The 18,837-nt window shown below is 54.0% G+C and carries 15 protein-coding genes and 2 tRNA genes; 13 read left to right on the top strand and 4 right to left on the bottom strand.

The genetic code is table 11. The features are described 5' to 3' along the window. Positions 1-23 precede the first annotated feature (23 nt). The 3 genes from dnaK to hrcA form a co-directional block, all read right to left on the bottom strand. Positions 24-1,952: a molecular chaperone DnaK gene (gene dnaK / locus ACR2R1_RS11065; protein ID WP_077728364.1), complete on the bottom strand. Its 1,929-nt coding sequence runs from the start codon at positions 1,950-1,952 to the stop codon at positions 24-26. 76 nt (positions 1,953-2,028) lie between these two features. Next, positions 2,029-2,646, bottom strand: a complete 618-nt coding sequence (gene grpE / locus ACR2R1_RS11060; protein WP_077728363.1) for a nucleotide exchange factor GrpE — start codon at positions 2,644-2,646, stop codon at positions 2,029-2,031. An 85-nt stretch (positions 2,647-2,731) separates the two neighbouring features. After that, positions 2,732-3,790 (bottom strand): heat-inducible transcriptional repressor HrcA, encoded by a 1,059-nt coding sequence (gene hrcA / locus ACR2R1_RS11055; protein WP_077728362.1) that lies wholly within the window; start codon positions 3,788-3,790, stop codon positions 2,732-2,734. A gap of 174 nt (positions 3,791-3,964) precedes the next feature. Here hrcA and bfr point away from each other — a divergent pair, with 174 nt between their 5' ends. The 3 genes from bfr to recN are packed head-to-tail and all read left to right on the top strand — an operon-like array spanning position 3,965 to position 7,065. Continuing rightward, entirely contained in the window at positions 3,965-4,429 is a 465-nt protein-coding gene (gene bfr / locus ACR2R1_RS11050; protein ID WP_077728361.1) for a bacterioferritin, read from the top strand. A gap of 60 nt (positions 4,430-4,489) precedes the next feature. Further along, positions 4,490-5,374, top strand: coding sequence for an NAD(+) kinase (locus ACR2R1_RS11045; RefSeq protein WP_077728360.1), 885 nt, complete (start codon positions 4,490-4,492; stop codon positions 5,372-5,374). A 2-nt stretch (positions 5,375-5,376) separates the two neighbouring features. After that, positions 5,377-7,065: a DNA repair protein RecN gene (gene recN / locus ACR2R1_RS11040; RefSeq protein WP_434114139.1), complete on the top strand. Its 1,689-nt coding sequence runs from the start codon at positions 5,377-5,379 to the stop codon at positions 7,063-7,065. Between the two features lie 163 nt (positions 7,066-7,228). On the opposite strand, the gene ACR2R1_RS11035 is transcribed toward recN, so the two are convergent. Further along, positions 7,229-9,808: an Rne/Rng family ribonuclease gene (locus tag ACR2R1_RS11035; RefSeq protein WP_077728358.1), complete on the bottom strand. Its 2,580-nt coding sequence runs from the start codon at positions 9,806-9,808 to the stop codon at positions 7,229-7,231. 680 nt (positions 9,809-10,488) lie between these two features. Between ACR2R1_RS11035 and rluC the strand changes: the two genes are divergently transcribed. The 10 genes from rluC to tuf all read left to right on the top strand — a co-directional run bounded on the left by rluC (position 10,489) and on the right by tuf (position 18,833). Beyond that, complete coding sequence (gene rluC / locus ACR2R1_RS11030; protein WP_077728357.1) at positions 10,489-11,439, top strand: 23S rRNA pseudouridine(955/2504/2580) synthase RluC; 951 nt, start codon at positions 10,489-10,491, stop codon at positions 11,437-11,439. Further along, a complete protein-coding gene (locus ACR2R1_RS11025; RefSeq protein WP_077728356.1) occupies positions 11,436-12,086 on the top strand; it encodes an HAD family hydrolase in 651 nt (216 codons plus the stop codon). Before rluC ends, ACR2R1_RS11025 begins: the two co-directional genes overlap by 4 nt. A 52-nt stretch (positions 12,087-12,138) precedes the next feature. Then, positions 12,139-13,128 carry a S49 family peptidase gene (locus ACR2R1_RS11020; protein WP_434114136.1) on the top strand — a complete coding sequence of 330 codons (990 nt, stop codon included), beginning with the start codon at positions 12,139-12,141 and terminating at the stop codon, positions 13,126-13,128. Positions 13,129-13,149: 21 nt separating this feature from the next. Next, positions 13,150-13,746 (top strand): NUDIX domain-containing protein, encoded by a 597-nt coding sequence (locus ACR2R1_RS11015; protein WP_077728532.1) that lies wholly within the window; start codon positions 13,150-13,152, stop codon positions 13,744-13,746. Between the two features lie 148 nt (positions 13,747-13,894). Then, positions 13,895-13,971, top strand: a tRNA-Arg gene (locus ACR2R1_RS11010). A 68-nt stretch (positions 13,972-14,039) separates the two neighbouring features. Then, positions 14,040-14,115, top strand: a tRNA-Asn gene (locus tag ACR2R1_RS11005). 482 nt (positions 14,116-14,597) lie between these two features. Then, a complete protein-coding gene (gene rpsL, locus ACR2R1_RS11000; protein WP_077728355.1) occupies positions 14,598-14,972 on the top strand; it encodes a 30S ribosomal protein S12 in 375 nt (124 codons plus the stop codon). A 19-nt stretch (positions 14,973-14,991) separates the two neighbouring features. Further along, positions 14,992-15,462, top strand: coding sequence for a 30S ribosomal protein S7 (gene rpsG, locus ACR2R1_RS10995; protein ID WP_077728354.1), 471 nt, complete (start codon positions 14,992-14,994; stop codon positions 15,460-15,462). A 44-nt stretch (positions 15,463-15,506) separates the two neighbouring features. Then, positions 15,507-17,606 (top strand): elongation factor G, encoded by a 2,100-nt coding sequence (gene fusA, locus ACR2R1_RS10990; protein ID WP_077728353.1) that lies wholly within the window; start codon positions 15,507-15,509, stop codon positions 17,604-17,606. Positions 17,607-17,642: 36 nt separating this feature from the next. Further along, positions 17,643-18,833 (top strand): elongation factor Tu, encoded by a 1,191-nt coding sequence (gene tuf, locus ACR2R1_RS10985; protein WP_434110961.1) that lies wholly within the window; start codon positions 17,643-17,645, stop codon positions 18,831-18,833. The last annotated feature ends 4 nt before the right edge of the window (positions 18,834-18,837 follow it).

The following is an 18,837-nucleotide window of genomic DNA, read 5'->3' as shown; positions in this document are numbered from 1 at the left end:
GTGCCAAACCGAGCGATAAGGCCTTATTTCCGATCCTCTTTCACTTCTTCGAATTCGGCATCGACGACATCTTCGCCTGCCTTGGCTTCCGTCGGTTGTTCGGTTTCAGCGCCGGGCGAACCAGCTGTCTCGCCTTTCTGTGCGTATAAGCGTTCCGCCAGTTTACCCGAAAGCTCGGTCAGATGTTCAGTCTTTCGCTCGATTTCCGCCTTATCGTCACCGTTCATGGCGGTCTTCAATTCACTAATCGCACCTTCGATTTTGCTGCGCTCGTCGCTTTCCACTTTATCGCCAAGTTCGTGCAGCGTCTTGTTCGTTGCATGGATCATGGCGTCTGCGTTATTGCGCGCAGTTACCAGTTCGTGCAGTTTCTTGTCTTCTTCGGCATGCAGTTCCGCATCCTTGACCATACGCTTGATCTCGTCCTCGGTCAGGCCGCTGGAGGCGGTGATGCGGATCGATTGCTGCTTGCCAGTAGCTTTGTCCTTGGCCGACACGTGCAGGATGCCGTTGGCGTCGATATCGAAAGTCACTTCGACCTGCGGTATGCCGCGCGGAGCCGGCGGGATGTCGGTCAGATCGAATTTGCCGAGAGACTTGTTGTCTTTCGCCATTTCACGTTCGCCCTGCAGGACGTGAATCGTAACCGCGGTTTGGTTGTCCTCGGCCGTCGAGAAGACCTGCCCGGTTTTGGTGGGGATGGTGGTGTTCTTCTCGATCAGCTTGGTCATGACGCCGCCCAAGGTCTCGATGCCTAGAGACAACGGAGTGACGTCCAGCAGCAGTACGTCTTTGACCTGTCCACCTAGAACGCCGCCTTGGATCGCCGCACCGAGCGCCACCGCTTCATCCGGATTGACGTCCTTGCGAGGCTCTTTGCCGAAGATGTCCTTCACGAAATCCTGAACTTTCGGCATGCGCGTCTGCCCACCGACGAGGATAACCTCGTTGATTTCGCTGGGCTTGAGGCCAGCATCCTTGAGCGCGGTTTCGCACGGGCCTTTTGTCTTCAAGATCAGATCCTCGACCAAGGATTCGAGCTTGGCACGGGTAAGCTTCATATTGAGATGCTTGGGCCCGCTCGCATCGGCCGTGACGTAGGGCAGGTTGATGTCGGTCTGCTGGCTCGAAGACAGCTCGATCTTCGCCTTTTCCGCCGCTTCCTTCAGGCGTTGCAGAGCCAACGGATCATTGTGCAGGTCGATGCCGTTCTCTTTTTTAAACTCGTCGCAGATGTAATCGATGATGCGCAGGTCGAAGTCTTCGCCGCCAAGATGGGTGTCGCCGTTGGTGGAAAGTACTTCAAACTGATGCTCACCGTCGACTTCGGCAATTTCGATGATGGAAATATCGAACGTACCGCCGCCGAGATCGTAGACCGCAACTTTGATGTCTCCGTGCTTTCTGTCCAGACCGAAGGCCATGGCTGCGGCGGTCGGCTCATTGATGATGCGCTTGACATCGAGCCCAGCAATGCGGCCGGCGTCTTTCGTTGCTTGGCGTTGGGAGTCGTTAAAGTACGCGGGTACGGTGATGACCGCCTCTTTGATCTCCTCGCCGAGAAACGCTTCGGCGTCCTTTTTCAGCTTCATCAATACGCGTGCCGAAATTTCCGGAGGGGCCATTTTTTTGCCGTTGACTTCGACCCACGCGTCGCCGTTATCGGCTTCGACAATCTTGTACGGCACAAGATGTATGTCTTTTTGAACCACAGAATCCTTGAAGCGGCGTCCGATAAGCCGCTTTATGGCATATAAGGTATTCTTGGGATTGGTGATCGCCTGCCGCTTAGCGGACTGCCCGACCAGTACCTCGTTATCGGCCGTAAAGGCCACGACCGAGGGGGTGGTGCGAGCGCCTTCGGCATTTTCGATGACGCGCGGTTTGCCCCCTTCAAGAATGGCCACACAGGAATTGGTGGTGCCCAAATCGATGCCAATAATCTTCGCCATTTAATTCTCCAAATTAATCAATAGCTTGTGGGTTAGGTGTGGGTTTAGCGTTAATATGGGGGCGCCAAGGCTGATTTCAAGCTTGCTCGTCGATGCGCGTGGATTCTGCGGCGGCTTGGGCAATAACCACCATGGCCGGACGTAACAGGCGATCATGGAGGAGATATCCTTTTTGGAAAACTTTTACCACCGTATTGGGCTCGATATCAGTGGTCGGTTGCATCGCCATGGCCTGGTGTAAGTCCGGATTGAACTTTTCGCCTATGGGATCCACTGCTCGGACGCTGAATTTTTCCAGTACCGAATTCAGCTGCTTTAGCGTGAGCTCCATGCCTTCGCGCAATTTCACCACATCCGAGGTCTCTCCGACGGCCGCTTGCAGCCCGAGTTCGAGGCTATCGACCACGGTCAATAGCTCCTTCGAAAATTTCTCCAGAGCATATTTATTGGCATTCTGGAGTTCTTTTTCCGAGCGTCGGCGCAAATTCTCCAACTCGGCCTGGGTGCGTACGAATTTGTCCCAATTCTCCTCCGCTCGGCGAGTTGCTTCGGTCAATTGCTGTGCAAGTTGCTCGATCGGCGTTGGTTCGACAACACCTTCTTCCGTTGTGATTGCCGTGTCGACAGAAGCGGCTTGTTCCGCTTGATCTGGCGCCTTTGGCGCCGATTCGGGCGAAGCCTGGTCTTTGCTCATATAACTGCTCCTCAACGAAAAATAATGAGCCCGTGTGCCTATGCACGCACACAGGTCGACGATTTCTACCAATATGGGTTAAGAATTAAGATGGGGTCAGCGATTTTTGATTCAAGGCGGCCCCCAACAATTTCGCGGTAATGTCAACCAAAGGAATGACCCGCTCATACGCCATGCGGGTGGGGCCGATAACGCCGAGTACGCCTACCGCCTCGCCATTGAGAGAGTAAGAGGCGGTTACCAGGCTGCACTGATCCAGCGCACGATAGCCGGATTCCTCGCCTATAAAGATCTTGACGCCGGGGGTTTCTAGGCAACGGTCTAGTAGATGGACTAAGTCTTCCTTCTGATGAAACGTTTCGAATAAGGAACGGAGCCGCTCCATATTGGCCAAATCGGCAAAATCCATCAGATTGATTTCGCCGGTTAGCACAAACGGGTTCCGACGTTTTCCTTTATCCTTAAGTGCCAAATCCGCGATTTCAGCCGCATCAATAATTTCCTGGCTTAAACGATTCCGCATTTCCTGCAAGTCGTTAAATAGACTCTCGCGGATCGCAGTTAGATCCTTGCCTGCATAGGTTGAATTGAGGAAATTTGCTGCCGCTTGCAAATCGGCAGGCGTGAACTGACGGGGTGAGTGAATGATCTTGTTGTGGACTTCCTGTTCGTTAGTGACCAGGATGACCAGCAAGCGTTGACCGGACAGCGGGATAAATTCGATGTGTCTGAAGGTGACTATCTCCCTGCGCGGCAACATCACGAGGCCCGCCATATGGGTTACTTCCGAGAGGACGCGAGAGGCGGCTTCGAGCAAATCGTCGGGATCTTCCTGAGTATTCAGGTCCTGGCGGAGCTGTCGGATGATGTCTTGCTGCAAAGGTTTGATGGTCAGCAAGGTATCAACAAAAAAACGGTAGCCGGTTACCGTCGGCATGCGTCCCGCTGACGTATGTGGCGATGTGATCAGCCCTATGTCTTCGAGATCCGCCATGATGTTGCGGATCGTCGCCGGGCTTAAATTCAAGCCGGTGTCGCGCGCTAAAGCCCGCGAACCAACCGGCTGGCCTTCGCCGATATAACGCTCCACCAGCACTTTAAGCAAGTGTTGGGCTCGCTCGCTCAATTGGGGATATTTAGGCACCGGTATCCTCGAATGGTGGGGGTTTTAGCACTCGAGACCATCGAGTGCTAAAAAGTTAGCAACCCCTAGATAATGTGTCAAGAAGCTCATACCATATCGAGCAAAGCGGCGTCTAATTAGGTGTAAATCTTAGGTCACCACATGGCGAACGCTTCCATATCCAAGGAGAGAATTATGCAAGGCGACTCGACGGTTATCGATTATCTTAATCGCGTGCTGGGCAACGAACTGATCGGCATCAACCAGTATTTTCTTCATGCGAGAATGTACAGGAACTGGGGGTTGGGCGAGCTCGACAAGCACGAATATGATGAATCTATCGGTAAGATGAAGCGTGCCGACAAGTTGATCGAGCGTATTTTGTTTCTTGAAGGATTGCCAAACTTGCAGGATTTGGGGCATTTGAAGATCGGAGAAAATCCGGAGGAAATGCTCGGCTGCGACCTTCAGTTGGAACTTCAAAGCGTATCTTTGCTGCGCGAAGCGGTCGAGTTTTGTGAAAAGGCCGGAGATTATGTCTCCCGAGATCTTCTGGAAGAGATACTCGAAGATGAGGAAGAGCAGGTCGACTGGCTTGAAACGCAGGCGGAGTTGATTCGGAAAATCGGCCTGCAGAACTATTTGCAGTCTCAGATGTAAGCTGCGGTACCGGTCAGCCCCATTTACAGTGACGCGGGACGCTCGCGGCTTCAGAAACATATGCCATCCATTTTCCGGAACGTAGCCCTAATCGGGAAGCCCGATGCGCCACGCATAGCCGAAACCCTTTCCTCGCTTTACGGACATCTTACCGGGAGATGCCTGCGTGTTTTGGTGCAACGGGACTGCGCTCATTTCGTAGCCGATTCTTCGCCGGAAACGTGTACCGTTGCCGAAATAGGCCAGTGCTGCGATCTCGCAATTGTGGTTGGCGGCGATGGCACACTTTTATCCGCCGCGCGTGTTCTCGCGCAGTTCGAGATTCCATTGATTGGGGTCAATCTGGGGCGATTGGGGTTCCTGGTCGATATTTCTCCGTCGGACGCCGGAGCGAAGCTCGATGAAATTCTTGACGGACGCTACAGTGCCGATGAGCGCTTTCTGTTGCGGGCGAAAATTTTTCGCAACGGTCATGTGATATACGAGCAGACGGCGGTTAACGAAGTAGTCGTGCATAGCGGGAATGCCGCCAGCATGATCGAGATTGAGGCATCGATCAACGGCGTTTTTCTGAATTCGCAACGCTCTGATGGGCTTATCGCGTCAACTCCCACGGGCTCTACGGCTTACGCCCTGTCGGCTGGAGGTCCGATTCTTTATCCCACGCTTAAGGCTATCGTATTAGCGCCGATCAATCCCCATACCTTGTCTAATCGTCCGATCGTGGTGGATGACGACAGCGTAATCGAAATTGCCTTCCGTCCCAGCAAACAATTCAAAGCTCAGGTCGTTTGCGACAATGTGTCGTTTCCTGATGTCGAAATAGAGGATCGCATCGAGATTCGAAGAGAACCTAAGACTTTTCGCATTCTTCATCCGCTTGACTATGATTTCTTTGAGATTCTCAGAGCGAAGCTCAACTGGAGCTCCGGTTATCGAAGCTGACTATGCTTGTCCACCTCAGCATCAGAGATTTGGCCGTCGTCCGATCACTCGATCTGGAGTTTGAGCGCGGATTGACCGTGCTAACCGGCGAGACCGGCGCCGGGAAATCGATATTATTAACTGCTTTGGGGTTGGCTTTGGGCGAGCGTGCCGATTCGGGGTTCATCCGCCCCGGGGCTGCGCGCGCCGAGATCAGTCTTTCGTTCGGCTTGGAGGATGCTGCAGATGCGCGTCGCTGGCTCGACGAAAATGAATTATCGGAGGACGGCGAGTGTCTGGTGCGGCGGGTTATCAGTCAAGACGGCCGTTCGAAGGCTTTCGTCAATGGTCGCCCGGTTACCTTGCAAGCCTTGCAGGAGTTGGGTTCCAGCTTGGTCGAGATACACGGCCAGCATGCTCATGTACATCTTCTGAAGGCAGCGGAGCAGCGCCGGTTACTGGATGAAGCCGCTGGGAACGAATCGTTGTTGGTCCAGATCGGCAATCTCTATGATCGTTGGCGAAGTACTCGGTGCGAGCTGGAAAAGCTTACCAATACAGCCAAGGATCAAGCCGCCCGCGAAGAGTTGTTGCGCTACCAAATCGACGAGTTGGAGCAGCACGGCATCTCTGGGCTCGATTACCCGGCCCTAGTTGACGAGCATACACTCCTTGCCAATGTTGGCAAAATTCTCACCACCGGTCAGGCGCAGCTCGAACTCCTCTATGAAGATGAAAGTCAATCGGTCAACGCGCGCCTGGCGCAAGCTATCCATGCCCTATCGGATTTGAGCCGGCTGGCTCCCGAACTGGAAGAAACGACCGCTCTCCTAAATGAAGCGCAAGTGCAAGTTAAAGAAGGGGCATTGCAGCTCCGTCGTCAACTGGAGCGGATTGAGGCCGACCCCGGTCGTCTGGACTGGCTTGAACAGCGCCTTGGCGATATCCATCGTTTGGCCCGCAAACACCAGGTCCGGCCGGAAGAATTGCCTGGACTGCTTGATTCGCTACGCTCGGAATTGAACGGTATCGCCCATGGATCGGAAAGAATCGAAGCGTTGGAGTCGGATCTTCGGCAGGTCCTCACGGATTACGGGAAAGTTGCCGATATGTTGTCCCAACGCCGTCGTACGGCCGCTAGCCGGTTACAGTCACGGATCTCGGAGATGATTCAGGAATTGGGCATGCCACAGGGGCAGTTTTTGGTGGATGTGGGTGCCGAGAATGCGAAAGAACCGACCCCGTTTGGCCTGGATCAGGCCGAGTTCTTGGTAAGCGCCAACCCGGGATTGCCGCCGCGTCCTTTGGCCAAAGTCGCGTCTGGCGGCGAATTGTCACGCATCAGTCTAGCCATTCAGGTGGCTGCTACCGACTCCAAGACAGTTCCGAGCTTGATATTCGATGAGGTGGATACGGGAATCGGCGGCCGGGTGGCCGAAATCGTCGGTCAAAAACTGCGCGCGCTGGGACAGGGGCGGCAGGTATTTTGCGTGACCCACCTGCCTCAGGTTGCGGCTCAAGGTCATTACCACTTGTTAGTAGAAAAAGTCAGCACCGATGGGGTAACACTATCGACCGTCCGAAAGCTTTCTCGTGAAGAGAGGAAGCAGGAGATTGCGCGTATGCTTGGTGGAATCCGTGTCACCCAGCAAACCTTGGCGCATGCCGAGGAGATGTTGAATAGCCACTTGCAAAGCGAGTTGGAGGTGTGACTGAGCGCTGAAGATTGTTTAAGAAGTGAACTGTACGAGCCATTTGCAGTGCGACAAAGGCCCTCGGATTATACGGTAGATCTAAGACAAACGAAGAACTTGTCGGGCGGCAGAGCCGCCCGACAAGTTGACTAGCACGCTATTTCTTTCTCCCTGGCCAAAATCACTCCGTGCCACTTTCGACACTCGATTTGTCCGGTACGACAACGGCAGTAGTGCTCCGACTTTCTTCGGCTGGTCGGTGCTCATCGGTGGCTCGGTTGTCATTGGCCGTCGAGACCACTTCACCCGTTTCGCGGCGATCTTCGTGAATACTGTCATCGGGTCCTTCGCTGGACTCACTTCGTTTGGCGCTAAACCTCTTATCTCGTCTGCCGCGCCCCCGGCGTTTGGCCAAGGATCGGCGAGGCGATTTACGCGCTTCGAGACTCAAATCTTCCGCTTCGGTTTCCTCGCTATCATCCGATGGTGAATCAAGCTCAAAGGACCCGATAACCGGCGTACTAACTGAGCTTATGCTTTCGCGCTCGCCCCGAGATTCCTCGGGCGCCCTGGGCCTTGGCAAATGGACCGCAGGAATCTCCGGCTTTTCCTCTTTCTCCAGCGACGGACGGTCTGGTTCGGTTACGATTTGGACCCCATTGTCGGAAACCAGAGCGGACATGATTGTCTCAGTCGGTGCCTCTTCGGTAGGTTTGTACCCAATCGTTTGACGCTCCGGGATCGGGAGATTGGCGTCTTCGATTTTCTCCGGGGCGATCTCTCTAGCTTGGTTTTGCTGGCCGCTACGCGCTAAGCCGGGCTCGCCCCGCCTCGGGCGTCTCCTGCGCGACCCCCCGCGTCTGGACTGATCTCGGGTTCGCCGGTCACCATTGCCGAATTCCTGTTTCTCCGGAATTGGAGTTCGGGCTTCGATTTCTCTGGTTTCAAGCATTTCCCCGCTCATTGACTGCTGACGCTGTTTGAAGTCGGCTATCCGATGGGGGCGGTGTTGAGCGACTTGTGAGAGTATCGGCTGAGGCTTTTCGACGACAGCTTCCGCTTCATCCTCAAGTTTGCCGCCGGTCAAAATCGACCAGAACCGCTTTATGAAGCCACCTGCGGCGTGTTTCCCTGCGCTAGTAATCGGAGCCGGATGAGCGGGCAGGAATTCCTTAACGGCAGGCTCCGCGCTGATTGATGCGCTTTCCCTCGTAAATCTGGGGAGCTCGGATTCAGCTGACTTCAGCATCTGATAGCTCGGTTTCCGCTCTCCTTCTTCCTCTGCGCCAGTGCTTCGCACGCGCTGGATTTCATACGCCGGCGTCTCAAGATGTTTGGTCGGTATTACGATAACACTAACTAGGTGGCGCTTTTCGATGTCCGCGACAGCCGAGCGCTTTTCGTTGAGAAGGTAGGTAGCCGAATCTACGGGCAGATGCGCGATAACCTTGTCGGTATTTTTTTTCATCGCCTCTTCTTCGATGATACGCAGTACCGAGAGTGCCAACGACTGTACGCTGCGCACGGAGCCTTGGCCGTTACATCGTGGACAGGTGAGCAGGCTGGATTCACCGAGCGACGGTCGGAGGCGCTGACGGGACATCTCGAGCAAACCAAAACGAGAGATTCGGCCGATTTGTATCCGGGCTCTATCCGCCTTGATCGCGTCACGTAATCGGTTTTCGACGGCCCGCTGATTACGCGCCGCCATCATGTCTATGAAGTCGATCACGAACAAACCGCCCAAATCCCGCAGTCTGAGTTGGCGCGCGATTTCGTCGGCGGCTTCCAAGTTGGTATTTAGCGCTGTTTCTTCGATATCGCCGCCTTTGGTTGCCCGGGCGGAGTTGATGTCGATCGCTGTCAAGGCTTCGCTGTGATCGATTACGATGGCTCCACCGGATGGCAAAGGGACCTCGCGGCTGTAAGCTGTTTCAATCTGGCTTTCGATCTGATAACGACTGAATAGCGGGACTGTGTCTTGGTAAAGCTTTGCCTTTTGGATGAACTGCGGCATGACCTGCTGCAAAAAGCTGCGCACCAGCTTGAAAGTGCCCGCATCATCGATCAGTATCTCGTCGATATCGCCGCGGAGATGATCTCTCAGCGCACGAATGATCACGTTGCTTTCCTGAAAGATTAGGAACGGGGCGGCCTTTTCCTTGGCCGAGCGGTCAATAGCCTCCCACAATTGCAAAAGGTAATTCAGGTCCCATTGAAGTTCTTCGGCTGACTTGCCGCCCCCGGCAGTCCGCACGATAAGCCCCATGCCTTCCGGAATTTGGAGTTGATTCATAACCTCGCGCATGTCGGAACGAATATCGCCCTCGATACGTCGAGAAATGCCGCCGGCGCGCGGATTATTGGGCATTAGCACCAGGTAACTGCCGGCCAGGCTGATGTAAGTCGTTAACGCCGCCCCTTTGCTCCCGCGCTCCTCCTTCTCGACCTGAACTATGACTTCCTGTCCCTCTTTGACTAAATCCTTGATATCCCGGCGGGAAAATTCCTCGTCCAGGGGCTGTCCGAAATAGTTCGGCGTAATTTCCTTGAATGGCAAGAAGCCATGGCGGTCGGCGCCATAATTGACGAAGGCCGCTTCGAGACTGGGTTCAATGCGGGTAATAATACCTTTATAAATGTTGGCTTTTTTCTGTTCTTTGGAAGGGATTTCTATATCAAAGTCGTAAAGTTTTTGTCCGTCCACCAGTGCAACCCGAAGTTCTTCGGGCTGAGTGGCGTTGATTAACATTCTTCTCATCCGGCTGGTCCTTTAGCGGTTCCCCGAAGAAGCGGGCAAGCGGTTTCATGCAGCCATTGTTCTTATCAATCAAAGCGTGTTCTCAATTGACGTGAATGCGCCTATTGCGCTGAAAACCGAATCTTGACGTTGCGAGGGATACCCTGCCTCAATCGGAGGAGGGGGTTCCATTCTTCTCTTCAGGTCACGCGATACTCGCTCGTCATGGGTCGAGCGAAAAAACCCTACTGTTGTCGTTTTTTCCGGCCAAATTTTTCTGTTTGGTACTTTGACCTTCTAAACAAAATGTTCTGTCTGTCGCCAATAATTCCGTTCAGCAAACGGTTCTCGGTTAGATCTGGCATTTGCCAGGGATGGACTATTTTGGGCTGACGTGTGAGCAGTCGAGCCCCGCTACCTCGAAAATCGAGTCGTATCCCGCCGCTCTGCGCGACGGCGTCCTCATTTAACCGCGAAACTTACGATTCTCCCGCCCCATGTCATGTAGCCCCGAGACAGATTGCTTTATAGGCATTCTTATCGACCATTTAGTCCAGGCCGTTCTAATTCTTCATGGGCTATCACCACCGGGCACGGTCCGGATAACTACTAGGCGTTCGGTTGCTGTCAACCGTAAGCTAACTATAACAATCTTAAGGAGAGTCATCAATTTGGCTGGGCAAAGCTGATATTATGTTCCTATGAAACAAGCATTGAGTGGCGCCTCTGTCAGATGGATCGAAGTGGATGAGGAGAGCGCGGGGCAGCGAATCGACAACTTTCTATTCACACGCCTTAAGGGAGTGCCGAAAAGCCATATTTATCGAATTTTGCGTACCGGTGAAGTCCGCCGAAATGGCGGACGCATTCAGGCCCAAGATCGGCTGGATACGGGGGATGTGATCCGTGTTCCACCGATTAGGGTAACGATGAGCAATCCCAGCCAAATTCCGGAGACTTTCGTGCGAGCCCGTTTGGAGCCTCGCATTTTGTACGAGGACGATGATCTTTTGGTCCTTAATAAACCTGCTGGCATGGCCGTGCACGGCGGTAGTGGATTGAGTTTCGGTGTGATCGAAGGGTTGAGGGAAATCCGGTCGGAGGCACGGTTCTTGGAGCTTGTGCACCGTTTGGATCGAGATACCTCCGGTTGTTTGCTGATCGCCAAGAAGCGCAGTGCCCTGCGAGCTCTGCACGCGCAATTTCGTGGTGACGAAGTAAAGAAGGTTTACCTGGCACTGCTTGCCGGAGTGTGGGCGAGAGCGCGATGGATTGCGGATGCGCCGTTAAAAAAGAATGTCTTGCAGAGCGGCGAACGGATGGTTAAGGTCGCGCGCGAGGGTAAGCCCGCAGTTACCGAATTCAGGCGAAGGGAGCGCTATTTTGATTCGACGCTAGTTGAGGCACGTCCGGTTACTGGGCGAACCCATCAAATTCGGGTCCACGCTCAATCTATGGGGCATCCCATTGTCGGCGATGAGCGGTACGGCGATGAGAAAGTCAATCGGGAGTTTCGTCGACTTGGTTTGAAACGTCTTTTTCTTCACGCTTTGGAAACGGTTTTTCTCCACCCGCGTACGGGCACTCCGATCGAGGTAAAGGCTCCGCTTGATCAGGAGCTTTCCGAATTTCTTAAAGTGCTGCCGCGATGAGGAACCAATTCGATCTTTTGGTTTTTGATTGGGATGGCACTCTGTTCGACTCGGTCGGATGGATCGTGGATTGCTTGCAGCGGGCTGCGCACGGCTGCGGTCTCCCTATTCCGTCTGACCAAGAGGCTAAATCCGTCATAGGTCTCGGGTTGATGGAGGCGATGGAGGCTTTATTTCCCGAATATCCTTCCGAAATGGCGCGCCGCTTGGCGGAAGGTTATCGCCGTCATTACGGTGACAGGATAATTAGTGCGGATGGTTTATTCGCTGGTGTGCTCGATATGTTGACGGAGTTGAGGGGGCGCGGTTACCGCCTTGCGGTCGCTACTGGGAAGACCCGCGCGGGGTTGAATCATGCGCTTGCCGCAACTGGGACGGAGCTGTTTTTTCATTCGACCCGCTGTGCGGATGAGACGGTTTCCAAGCCGAACCCGGAAATGCTCTTTCAACTCATGTCTGAAGCCGGCATCGCCCGAGAGAGGACTTTAATGGTGGGTGATTCGCTTCATGATCTACGCATGGCTCACAATGCCGGGGTCGCTGCGGTAGGTGTCGGATGCGGTGCGAATGATTTGTTCGAGTTGGCTGAGTTTGATCCTTTGGCATGTATAGAGCGGACTACCGACCTTCTGGAAATTCTGAGCTGACGAATTACTTTGGTTTGAATCTGAGGCAAACGAAGTCGACTGAGATAACGCTATGGACCAACGCGACATGAGTGAAATCGAGCAAGAGCCGGAAACACCGACGCCTTCACCCGCATGGGAGCGCGATACGCTGGAAAAAGTGCTGTTGGCGTCTCTTGCGGAACAGCGACAGGCGAGGCGCTGGGGAATATTTTTTAAGCTGCTTATGCTGGCCTACTTTGGCGTTGCGCTTTGGTTGGTTGCACAACCGTTGTCGGATCAGCGTAGTAGGGGGGAGAAAAGTCATACAGCTGTTATTGACGTGGCGGGGATGATCGCCGCCGGGGAAAAGGCTAATGCCGATGCCATTATCGAAGGACTTAGGGCAGCCGCGGAAGCAGTTGGTGCAAAAGGGATCATATTGCGCATGAATACGCCAGGTGGTAGCCCCGTTCAGTCGGCTTACGTTTACGAGGAGATTCGACGGATAAAAAAACTAAAACCGGAGCTCCCGATTTATGCGGTGGTTGCGGATATGTGCACTTCTGGTGGGTATTACATTGCCTCCGCTGCCGATAAGATCTTCGTCAACCAATCGAGCATTGTCGGATCGATCGGCGTAATCATGGACAGCTTCGGATTCGTGGATGCTATTAACAAACTCGGTATCGAGCGCAGAGTAATGACGGCCGGAGAACACAAGGCGATTCTCGATCCTTTTTCGCCGGTCGACCCCGTGGCAAAAGAACATGTGCAATCGGTGTTAAATGCAATTCATCAACAGTTTATCGATGCCGTCCGTCAAGGGCGGGCCGGACGCCTCAAGGAGAATACTCCTGAACTGTATTCGGGGCTGGTTTGGACGGGTGACGAAGGTATTAAGCTCGGACTAGCGGATGGGCTTGGGGATGTCCGTTCTGTTGCAGAATCGGTGATCGGTGCCAAGGATATGGTCAATTACACACCGGAGGAAAATCTTTGGGACCGCGTCACAAGTCGCATTGGTATCACATTCGGCCACATGCTGCGCACTGCTGTATCGGCCGGCCCCTATTTGAACTAGGTCGGCGCAATTATGAATGAAATCGACAAGGCGTTCGAGTTGATCAAGGAAGAGCCGATCTATCGCGGATTCTTCAGTCTGTCGCGCATACGATTTAGGCATGCATTGTTTCGTGGAGGCTGGAGTGACTATTTGGATAGGGAGTTGTTTCATCGTGGCAGGAGCGTTGCCGTTATTCCCTATGATCCTGTGGCGGATCAAGTGGTGCTTATCGAGCAGTTCAGGGTCGGAGCCATGTTTGTGAATGGGGATCCGTGGTTGCTCGAAATCGTGGCGGGAGCCTTCGAACAAGGGGAAAGTCCAGAAGACGTCGCCTATCGCGAAGCCGCCGAGGAGGCGGGATGTGAAATCACTGAGCTTATTCGTATTGCCGAGTTTTTTCCGACGCCCGGCGGTTGTTCGGAAAAAATTACGCTGTATTGTGGAATCGTCGACTCACGGGGCTTGGGTGGTATTCACGGTGTTGAAGAGGAGCACGAAGATATTCTGGCTCGCGTGGCGAGCTTCGATCAAGCGATGGACTGGCTTAGTCGGGGCCGAATTGAGGCCGCTATTCCCATCATAGGTCTTCAGTGGCTCGCATTGAATCGGCATCACCTGCGGGCAAGGCATGGGTAGAGGTTTGCTGTGGGAGTGCTCTGATTCGTTTTTGCTGGTGCGTGACCTTTTCCGGTTAGGGCCGGTGCAACTATCAGAAGCGGTGAAGTTGTTAAGAAAAATAATTTGACGAGGCATGTGCCATAATTCATAATACGCATTCTGCCGCGCGCCTGTAGCTCAGTTGGATAGAGTACCTGGCTACGAACTAGGTGGTCGGGAGTTCGAATCTCTCCAGGCGCGCCATCTTGTACGGTTTGCGTGGGGTTTGACAGGGGATTGGTCTGTTTCTATAATCCCACGACTCAATTTGTTCCCCTGTAGCTCAGTCGGTAGAGCAGCTGGCTGTTAACCAGCGGGTCGGCGGTTCGAGCCCGTCCGGGGGAGCCACATTTCCATGTTGTGAGTTCTGTTCGCTTTTTGGTGTCAGGCTCGCGAGTAAGAAGTCATCGTGCGATCTCTGGGGCCGCGGGGCGGTCCTGGCAAGGTTTCTTTCTTATCCCTTCTGTCTTCTTGGGTGTCATCAGTCCGCGGCGATTGGTGTGATGGGCTGTGAAGATGCGTTGATGTGCTCGATCGTCATTGTGAGCCGGGATTGAGGGTAATTGGATTGTGGGTAGCGTCCAAGTTCGCGGTTCTGGTTTATTCCTCCGTAGATCTCGGTGCAGCTAAGAAGGGATGTTTCTCGAAGTGCCAATTTCTTTGTGTCTCGCGATTCTGGGGTTTTTAGGTTTCGGTCGCGTGATGTTGACAAGTCGGTTTTTTAGTTTTAAATTTCGCCGCTTTACCAGCGCCTTTTAACGTTTTGGGTGGGCAAGGTTTCTGGTGACGATTTTTCCGAAGGTTGAGCGAAAAAGTTTTGGAGTTTGGTAATGAGCACGATAAACCAGTTGGTTCGGAAGCCGCGAGTCAGAAAAAAAGACAAAAGCAATGTGCCGGCCCTGGACAGTTGTCCTCAAAGGCGTGGCGTATGTACGCGCGTTTATACGACTACGCCTAAGAAACCGAATTCCGCTTTGAGAAAAGTGGCTCGTGTTCGCCTGACGAATGGTGCTGAGGTGACCAGCTACATTGGTGGAGAGGGTCACAATTTGCAGGAGCACTCCGTGGTTTTAATTAGGGGTGGTCGTGTAAAAGACTTGCCGGGTGTGAGGTATCACATTGTTCGAGGTAGTCTTGATACTGCGGGCGTTCAAAAGCGTCGCCAAGGGCGGTCCAAGTACGGTGCGAAAAGACCGAAAAGTTAACTGAGTTCCAGGTTGCGTTATGTCTAGAAGAAGAGTCGCTCAAAGAAGAGAAGTTATTCCGGATCCGCGCTTCGGCAGCGAAATACTGGCTCGTTTCGTCAATATGTTGATGTTGGACGGAAAAAAGTCCGTGGCTGAAAAGGTGGTCTACGGTGCTTTGGATCACATTTCTGCCAAGACCAGTCAATCGTCCCTGGATGTGTTGACCAAGGCTCTGGAAAACGTTCAGCCCCTGGTGGAGGTCAAGTCGCGTCGCGTTGGTGGGGCTACCTATCAGGTTCCAGTTGAGGTTCGTCCGGCGCGTAGGGCTGCTTTGGCTATGCGTTGGCTAATCGATGCTGCTCGCAAGAGGAGTGAGAAGGGTATGGTCATGAGGTTGGCCGCCGAACTGCTCGATGCGAACGAGAATCGCGGATCGGCTGTGAAGAAGCGTGAAGATACGCACCGAATGGCAGAGGCAAACAAAGCATTCTCTCATTATCGCTGGTAAGCAGTGACTTCTTATCTCCAATTAGGTTAGCGAAGGTTAAAGCAGTGGCACGCACGACTCCAATCGAGAGATACCGGAACATCGGGATTTCCGCGCATATTGATGCGGGTAAGACTACCACCACAGAGCGTGTGTTGTTTTATACCGGCATAAATCACAAGATCGGTGAGGTTCATGATGGCGCCGCTACTATGGACTGGATGGAGCAGGAGCAGGAGCGTGGTATCACCATCACCTCTGCGGCGACTACGACCTATTGGCGGGGTATGGGTCTCAACTATCCTGAGCACCGTATCAATATTATCGATACTCCTGGGCACGTCGATTTTACGATCGAAGTAGAGCGTTCTATGCGCGTTTTGGATGGCGCTTGCATGCTCTACTGCGCGGTTGGTGGTGTTCAGCCCCAGTCGGAAACGGTGTGGCGCCAGGCTACGAAATATGGCGTTCCCCGCATCGCGTTCGTAAACAAAATGGATCGGACGGGGGCGGACTTTTTTAAGGTTTATAAGCAGATGCGTGAGCGTCTGCGCGCGAACCCGGTTCCGATTCAAATTCCCGTTGGTGCTGAAGATTCGTTCAAAGGCGTAATCGACCTTGTGAAGATGAAGGCTATTGTGTGGAACGAAGAAGACCACGGCGCGACGTTTGTGTATGCGGACATTCCCGCAGAGCTCGCGGACGCTGCTGTTGAGTGGCGGGAAAAGATGGTCGAGGCTGCGGCCGAGGCTGACGAAGAGTTGATGAATAAATATCTGGAGCAGGGTGAGCTCTCTGAAGACGAGATTAAAGGCGGGCTCCGTAAGCGGACTATCGGCCTCGAAATCGTTCCAATGCTCTGTGGCTCCGCCTTCAAGAACAAGGGTGTGCAGGCCATGTTGGACGCGGTTGTCGACTATCTGCCGTCCCCGGTGGATGTGCCTCCTATAAAAGGAGCGGATGCGGATTCCGGGCAGCCTGTTGAGCGCAGATCGGAAGATAATGAGCCGTTTTCGGCGCTTGCGTTCAAAATTATGACCGACCCGTTCGTGGGTACCCTGACCTTTGTTCGGGTTTATTCGGGTGTATTGAGCTCCGGCGATAGCGTAATTAATTCGCAATCCGGAAACAAAGAGCGCATCGGTCGATTGTTGCGCATGCATGCCAATACCCGTGAGGAGATAAAAGAGATTCGCGCTGGCGACATTGCTGCCTGCGTCGGCTTGAAGGATATTGTTACCGGGACGACCCTTTCGGCTGTGGATAAGCCGGTGGTTCTCGAGCGAATGGAGTTCCCTGAGCCGGTAATATCGGTTGCGGTGGAGCCGAAAACCAAGAGTGACCAGGAAAAGATGGGGCTCGCGCTGCAGCGACTGGCTCAGGAAGATCCGTCTTTTCGCGTTCACACTGACGAAGAGTCGGGGCAGACCATTATCTCCGGCATGGGGGAGTTGCACCTGGAGATTATCGTCGACCGAATGAAGCGCGAGTTTAAGGTTGAAGCCAACGTGGGTGCGCCCCAGGTGGCCTACCGGGAAACCATCCGCAAGTCGGTCGAGCAAGAGGGGAAATACATTCGCCAGACCGGTGGGCGCGGTCAGTATGGGCACGTGTGGTTGCGGATCGAGCCGTTAGAGACTGGCGGTTACGAGTTTGTCAACGGGATCGTAGGCGGCGTTGTTCCGAAGGAATATATTCCGGCAGTGGATAAAGGTGTGCAAGAGCAACTGCAAAATGGTATATTAGCCGGCTACCCCGTTGTTGACGTAAAAGTCACGCTGTTCGACGGTTCGTACCACGACGTAGACTCCAGCGAAATGGCATTTAAGATCGCTGGCTCGATGTGTTTCAAAGAGGGTGCCCGTAAGGCCAATCCGGTCCTGCTTGAGCCCATCATGAGTGTGGACGTCGAGACGCCGGAGGATTATATGGGTGATGTCGTGGGTGACTTGAACAGGCGGCGCGGCATGGTGCTCGGGATGGAAGATAATGCCGGCATCAAGGTGCTGAAGGCGGAAGTTCCCTTGGCGGAAATGTTTGGTTATTCGACCACTCTGCGCTCATTAAGTCAGGGTCGAGCCACTTACTCGATGGAATTCAAGAAATACCAAGAAGCCCCTGCGAACATTGCGGACGCGGTGATTAAGAAGGCATCTGTGGGTTAATGTTTAGAAAATAAGAAGTAGCGAGGTATCCAGGTCGTGTCCAAAGAGAAATTTACGCGCACAAAGCCGCATGTGAACGTCGGGACGATTGGTCACGTTGACCATGGCAAGACGACCCTGACGGCGGCTCTGACCAAGGTGGGTGCGGAGCGCTTTGGTGGCGAATTCAAGGCATACGATCAGATCGATGCGGCGCCGGAAGAGCGGGCGCGCGGCATTACGATCGCGACGGCGCACGTGGAATATGAATCCCCCACACGACACTATGCGCACGTCGACTGCCCCGGTCACGCCGACTACGTCAAGAACATGATTACCGGTGCGGCGCAGATGGATGGTGCCATTCTAGTGTGCTCGGCCGCGGATGGTCCGATGCCGCAGACCCGTGAGCACATCCTGTTGGCGCGTCAGGTTGGGGTGCCCTATATCGTGGTCTTTCTGAACAAGGCCGATATGGTGGATGATCCCGAGCTGCTCGAATTGGTCGAGATGGAAGTGCGCGAGCTGCTGTCCAAGTACGATTTCCCCGGAGACGACACTCCGATCGTGCGTGGCTCGGCGCTGAAGGCGCTGGAAGGGGATCAGGGCGAGATCGGTGTGCCGGCGATTTTGAAGCTGGTGGATGCGCTCGATGCGTATATTCCGGAGCCGAAGCGCGACATTGAGAAGCCGTTCCTGATGCCGATCGAAGACGTGTTCTCGATTTCGGGGCGCGGCACGGTGGTGACGGGGCGGATCGAGCGCGGCAAGGTCAAGGTTGGGGACGAGATTTCCATTGTTGGTCTGCGTGAGACCACCAAGACTACCTGCACCGGTGTCGAGATGTTCCGGAAGCTCCTGGACGAAGGGGTGGCGGGCGATAACGTTGGGGTGTTGCTGCGCGGCACCAAGCGGGAAGATGTGGAGCGTGGTCAAGTGTTGGCGGCGCCGAACACGATTACCCCGCACACCCATTTTGAAGCGGAGATTTACGTGTTGTCCAAGGAAGAGGGTGGGCGTCATACCCCGTTCTTCAATGGCTATCGGCCGCAGTTCTACTTCCGGACGACGGATGTGACGGGGGCGGTGGAGTTGCCGGAAGGGGTGGAGATGGTCATGCCGGGGGACAACGTCAAGATCACGGTGAAATTGATCGCGCCGATCGCGATGGAGGAAGGCTTGCGCTTTGCGGTACGCGAAGGCGGCCGGACCGTCGGGGCCGGTGTCGTGTCCAAGGTGTTGGAGTAATTCT

Origin of the sequence: Methylocaldum sp. GT1TLB (assembly GCF_051027445.1) — a bacterium.
Taxonomy (GTDB): domain Bacteria; phylum Pseudomonadota; class Gammaproteobacteria; order Methylococcales; family Methylococcaceae; genus Methylocaldum.
Note: the sequence above shows the minus strand (reverse complement) of the source record. Positions and strands in the feature narration are given on the sequence as shown.

Coding starts and splice junctions, on each gene's coding strand:
- rluC (WP_077728357.1), top strand. CDS start 10,489: ATGAAACAAGCATTGAGTGGCGCCTCTGTCAGATGGATCGAAGTGGAT.
- recN (WP_434114139.1), top strand. CDS start 5,377: ATGCTTGTCCACCTCAGCATCAGAGATTTGGCCGTCGTCCGATCACTC.
- rpsG (WP_077728354.1), top strand. CDS start 14,992: ATGTCTAGAAGAAGAGTCGCTCAAAGAAGAGAAGTTATTCCGGATCCG.
- grpE (WP_077728363.1), bottom strand. CDS start 2,646: ATGAGCAAAGACCAGGCTTCGCCCGAATCGGCGCCAAAGGCGCCAGAT.
- ACR2R1_RS11020 (WP_434114136.1), top strand. CDS start 12,139: ATGGACCAACGCGACATGAGTGAAATCGAGCAAGAGCCGGAAACACCG.
- ACR2R1_RS11045 (WP_077728360.1), top strand. CDS start 4,490: ATGCCATCCATTTTCCGGAACGTAGCCCTAATCGGGAAGCCCGATGCG.
- rpsL (WP_077728355.1), top strand. CDS start 14,598: ATGAGCACGATAAACCAGTTGGTTCGGAAGCCGCGAGTCAGAAAAAAA.
- ACR2R1_RS11025 (WP_077728356.1), top strand. CDS start 11,436: ATGAGGAACCAATTCGATCTTTTGGTTTTTGATTGGGATGGCACTCTG.
- ACR2R1_RS11035 (WP_077728358.1), bottom strand. CDS start 9,808: ATGAGAAGAATGTTAATCAACGCCACTCAGCCCGAAGAACTTCGGGTT.
- bfr (WP_077728361.1), top strand. CDS start 3,965: ATGCAAGGCGACTCGACGGTTATCGATTATCTTAATCGCGTGCTGGGC.
- dnaK (WP_077728364.1), bottom strand. CDS start 1,952: ATGGCGAAGATTATTGGCATCGATTTGGGCACCACCAATTCCTGTGTG.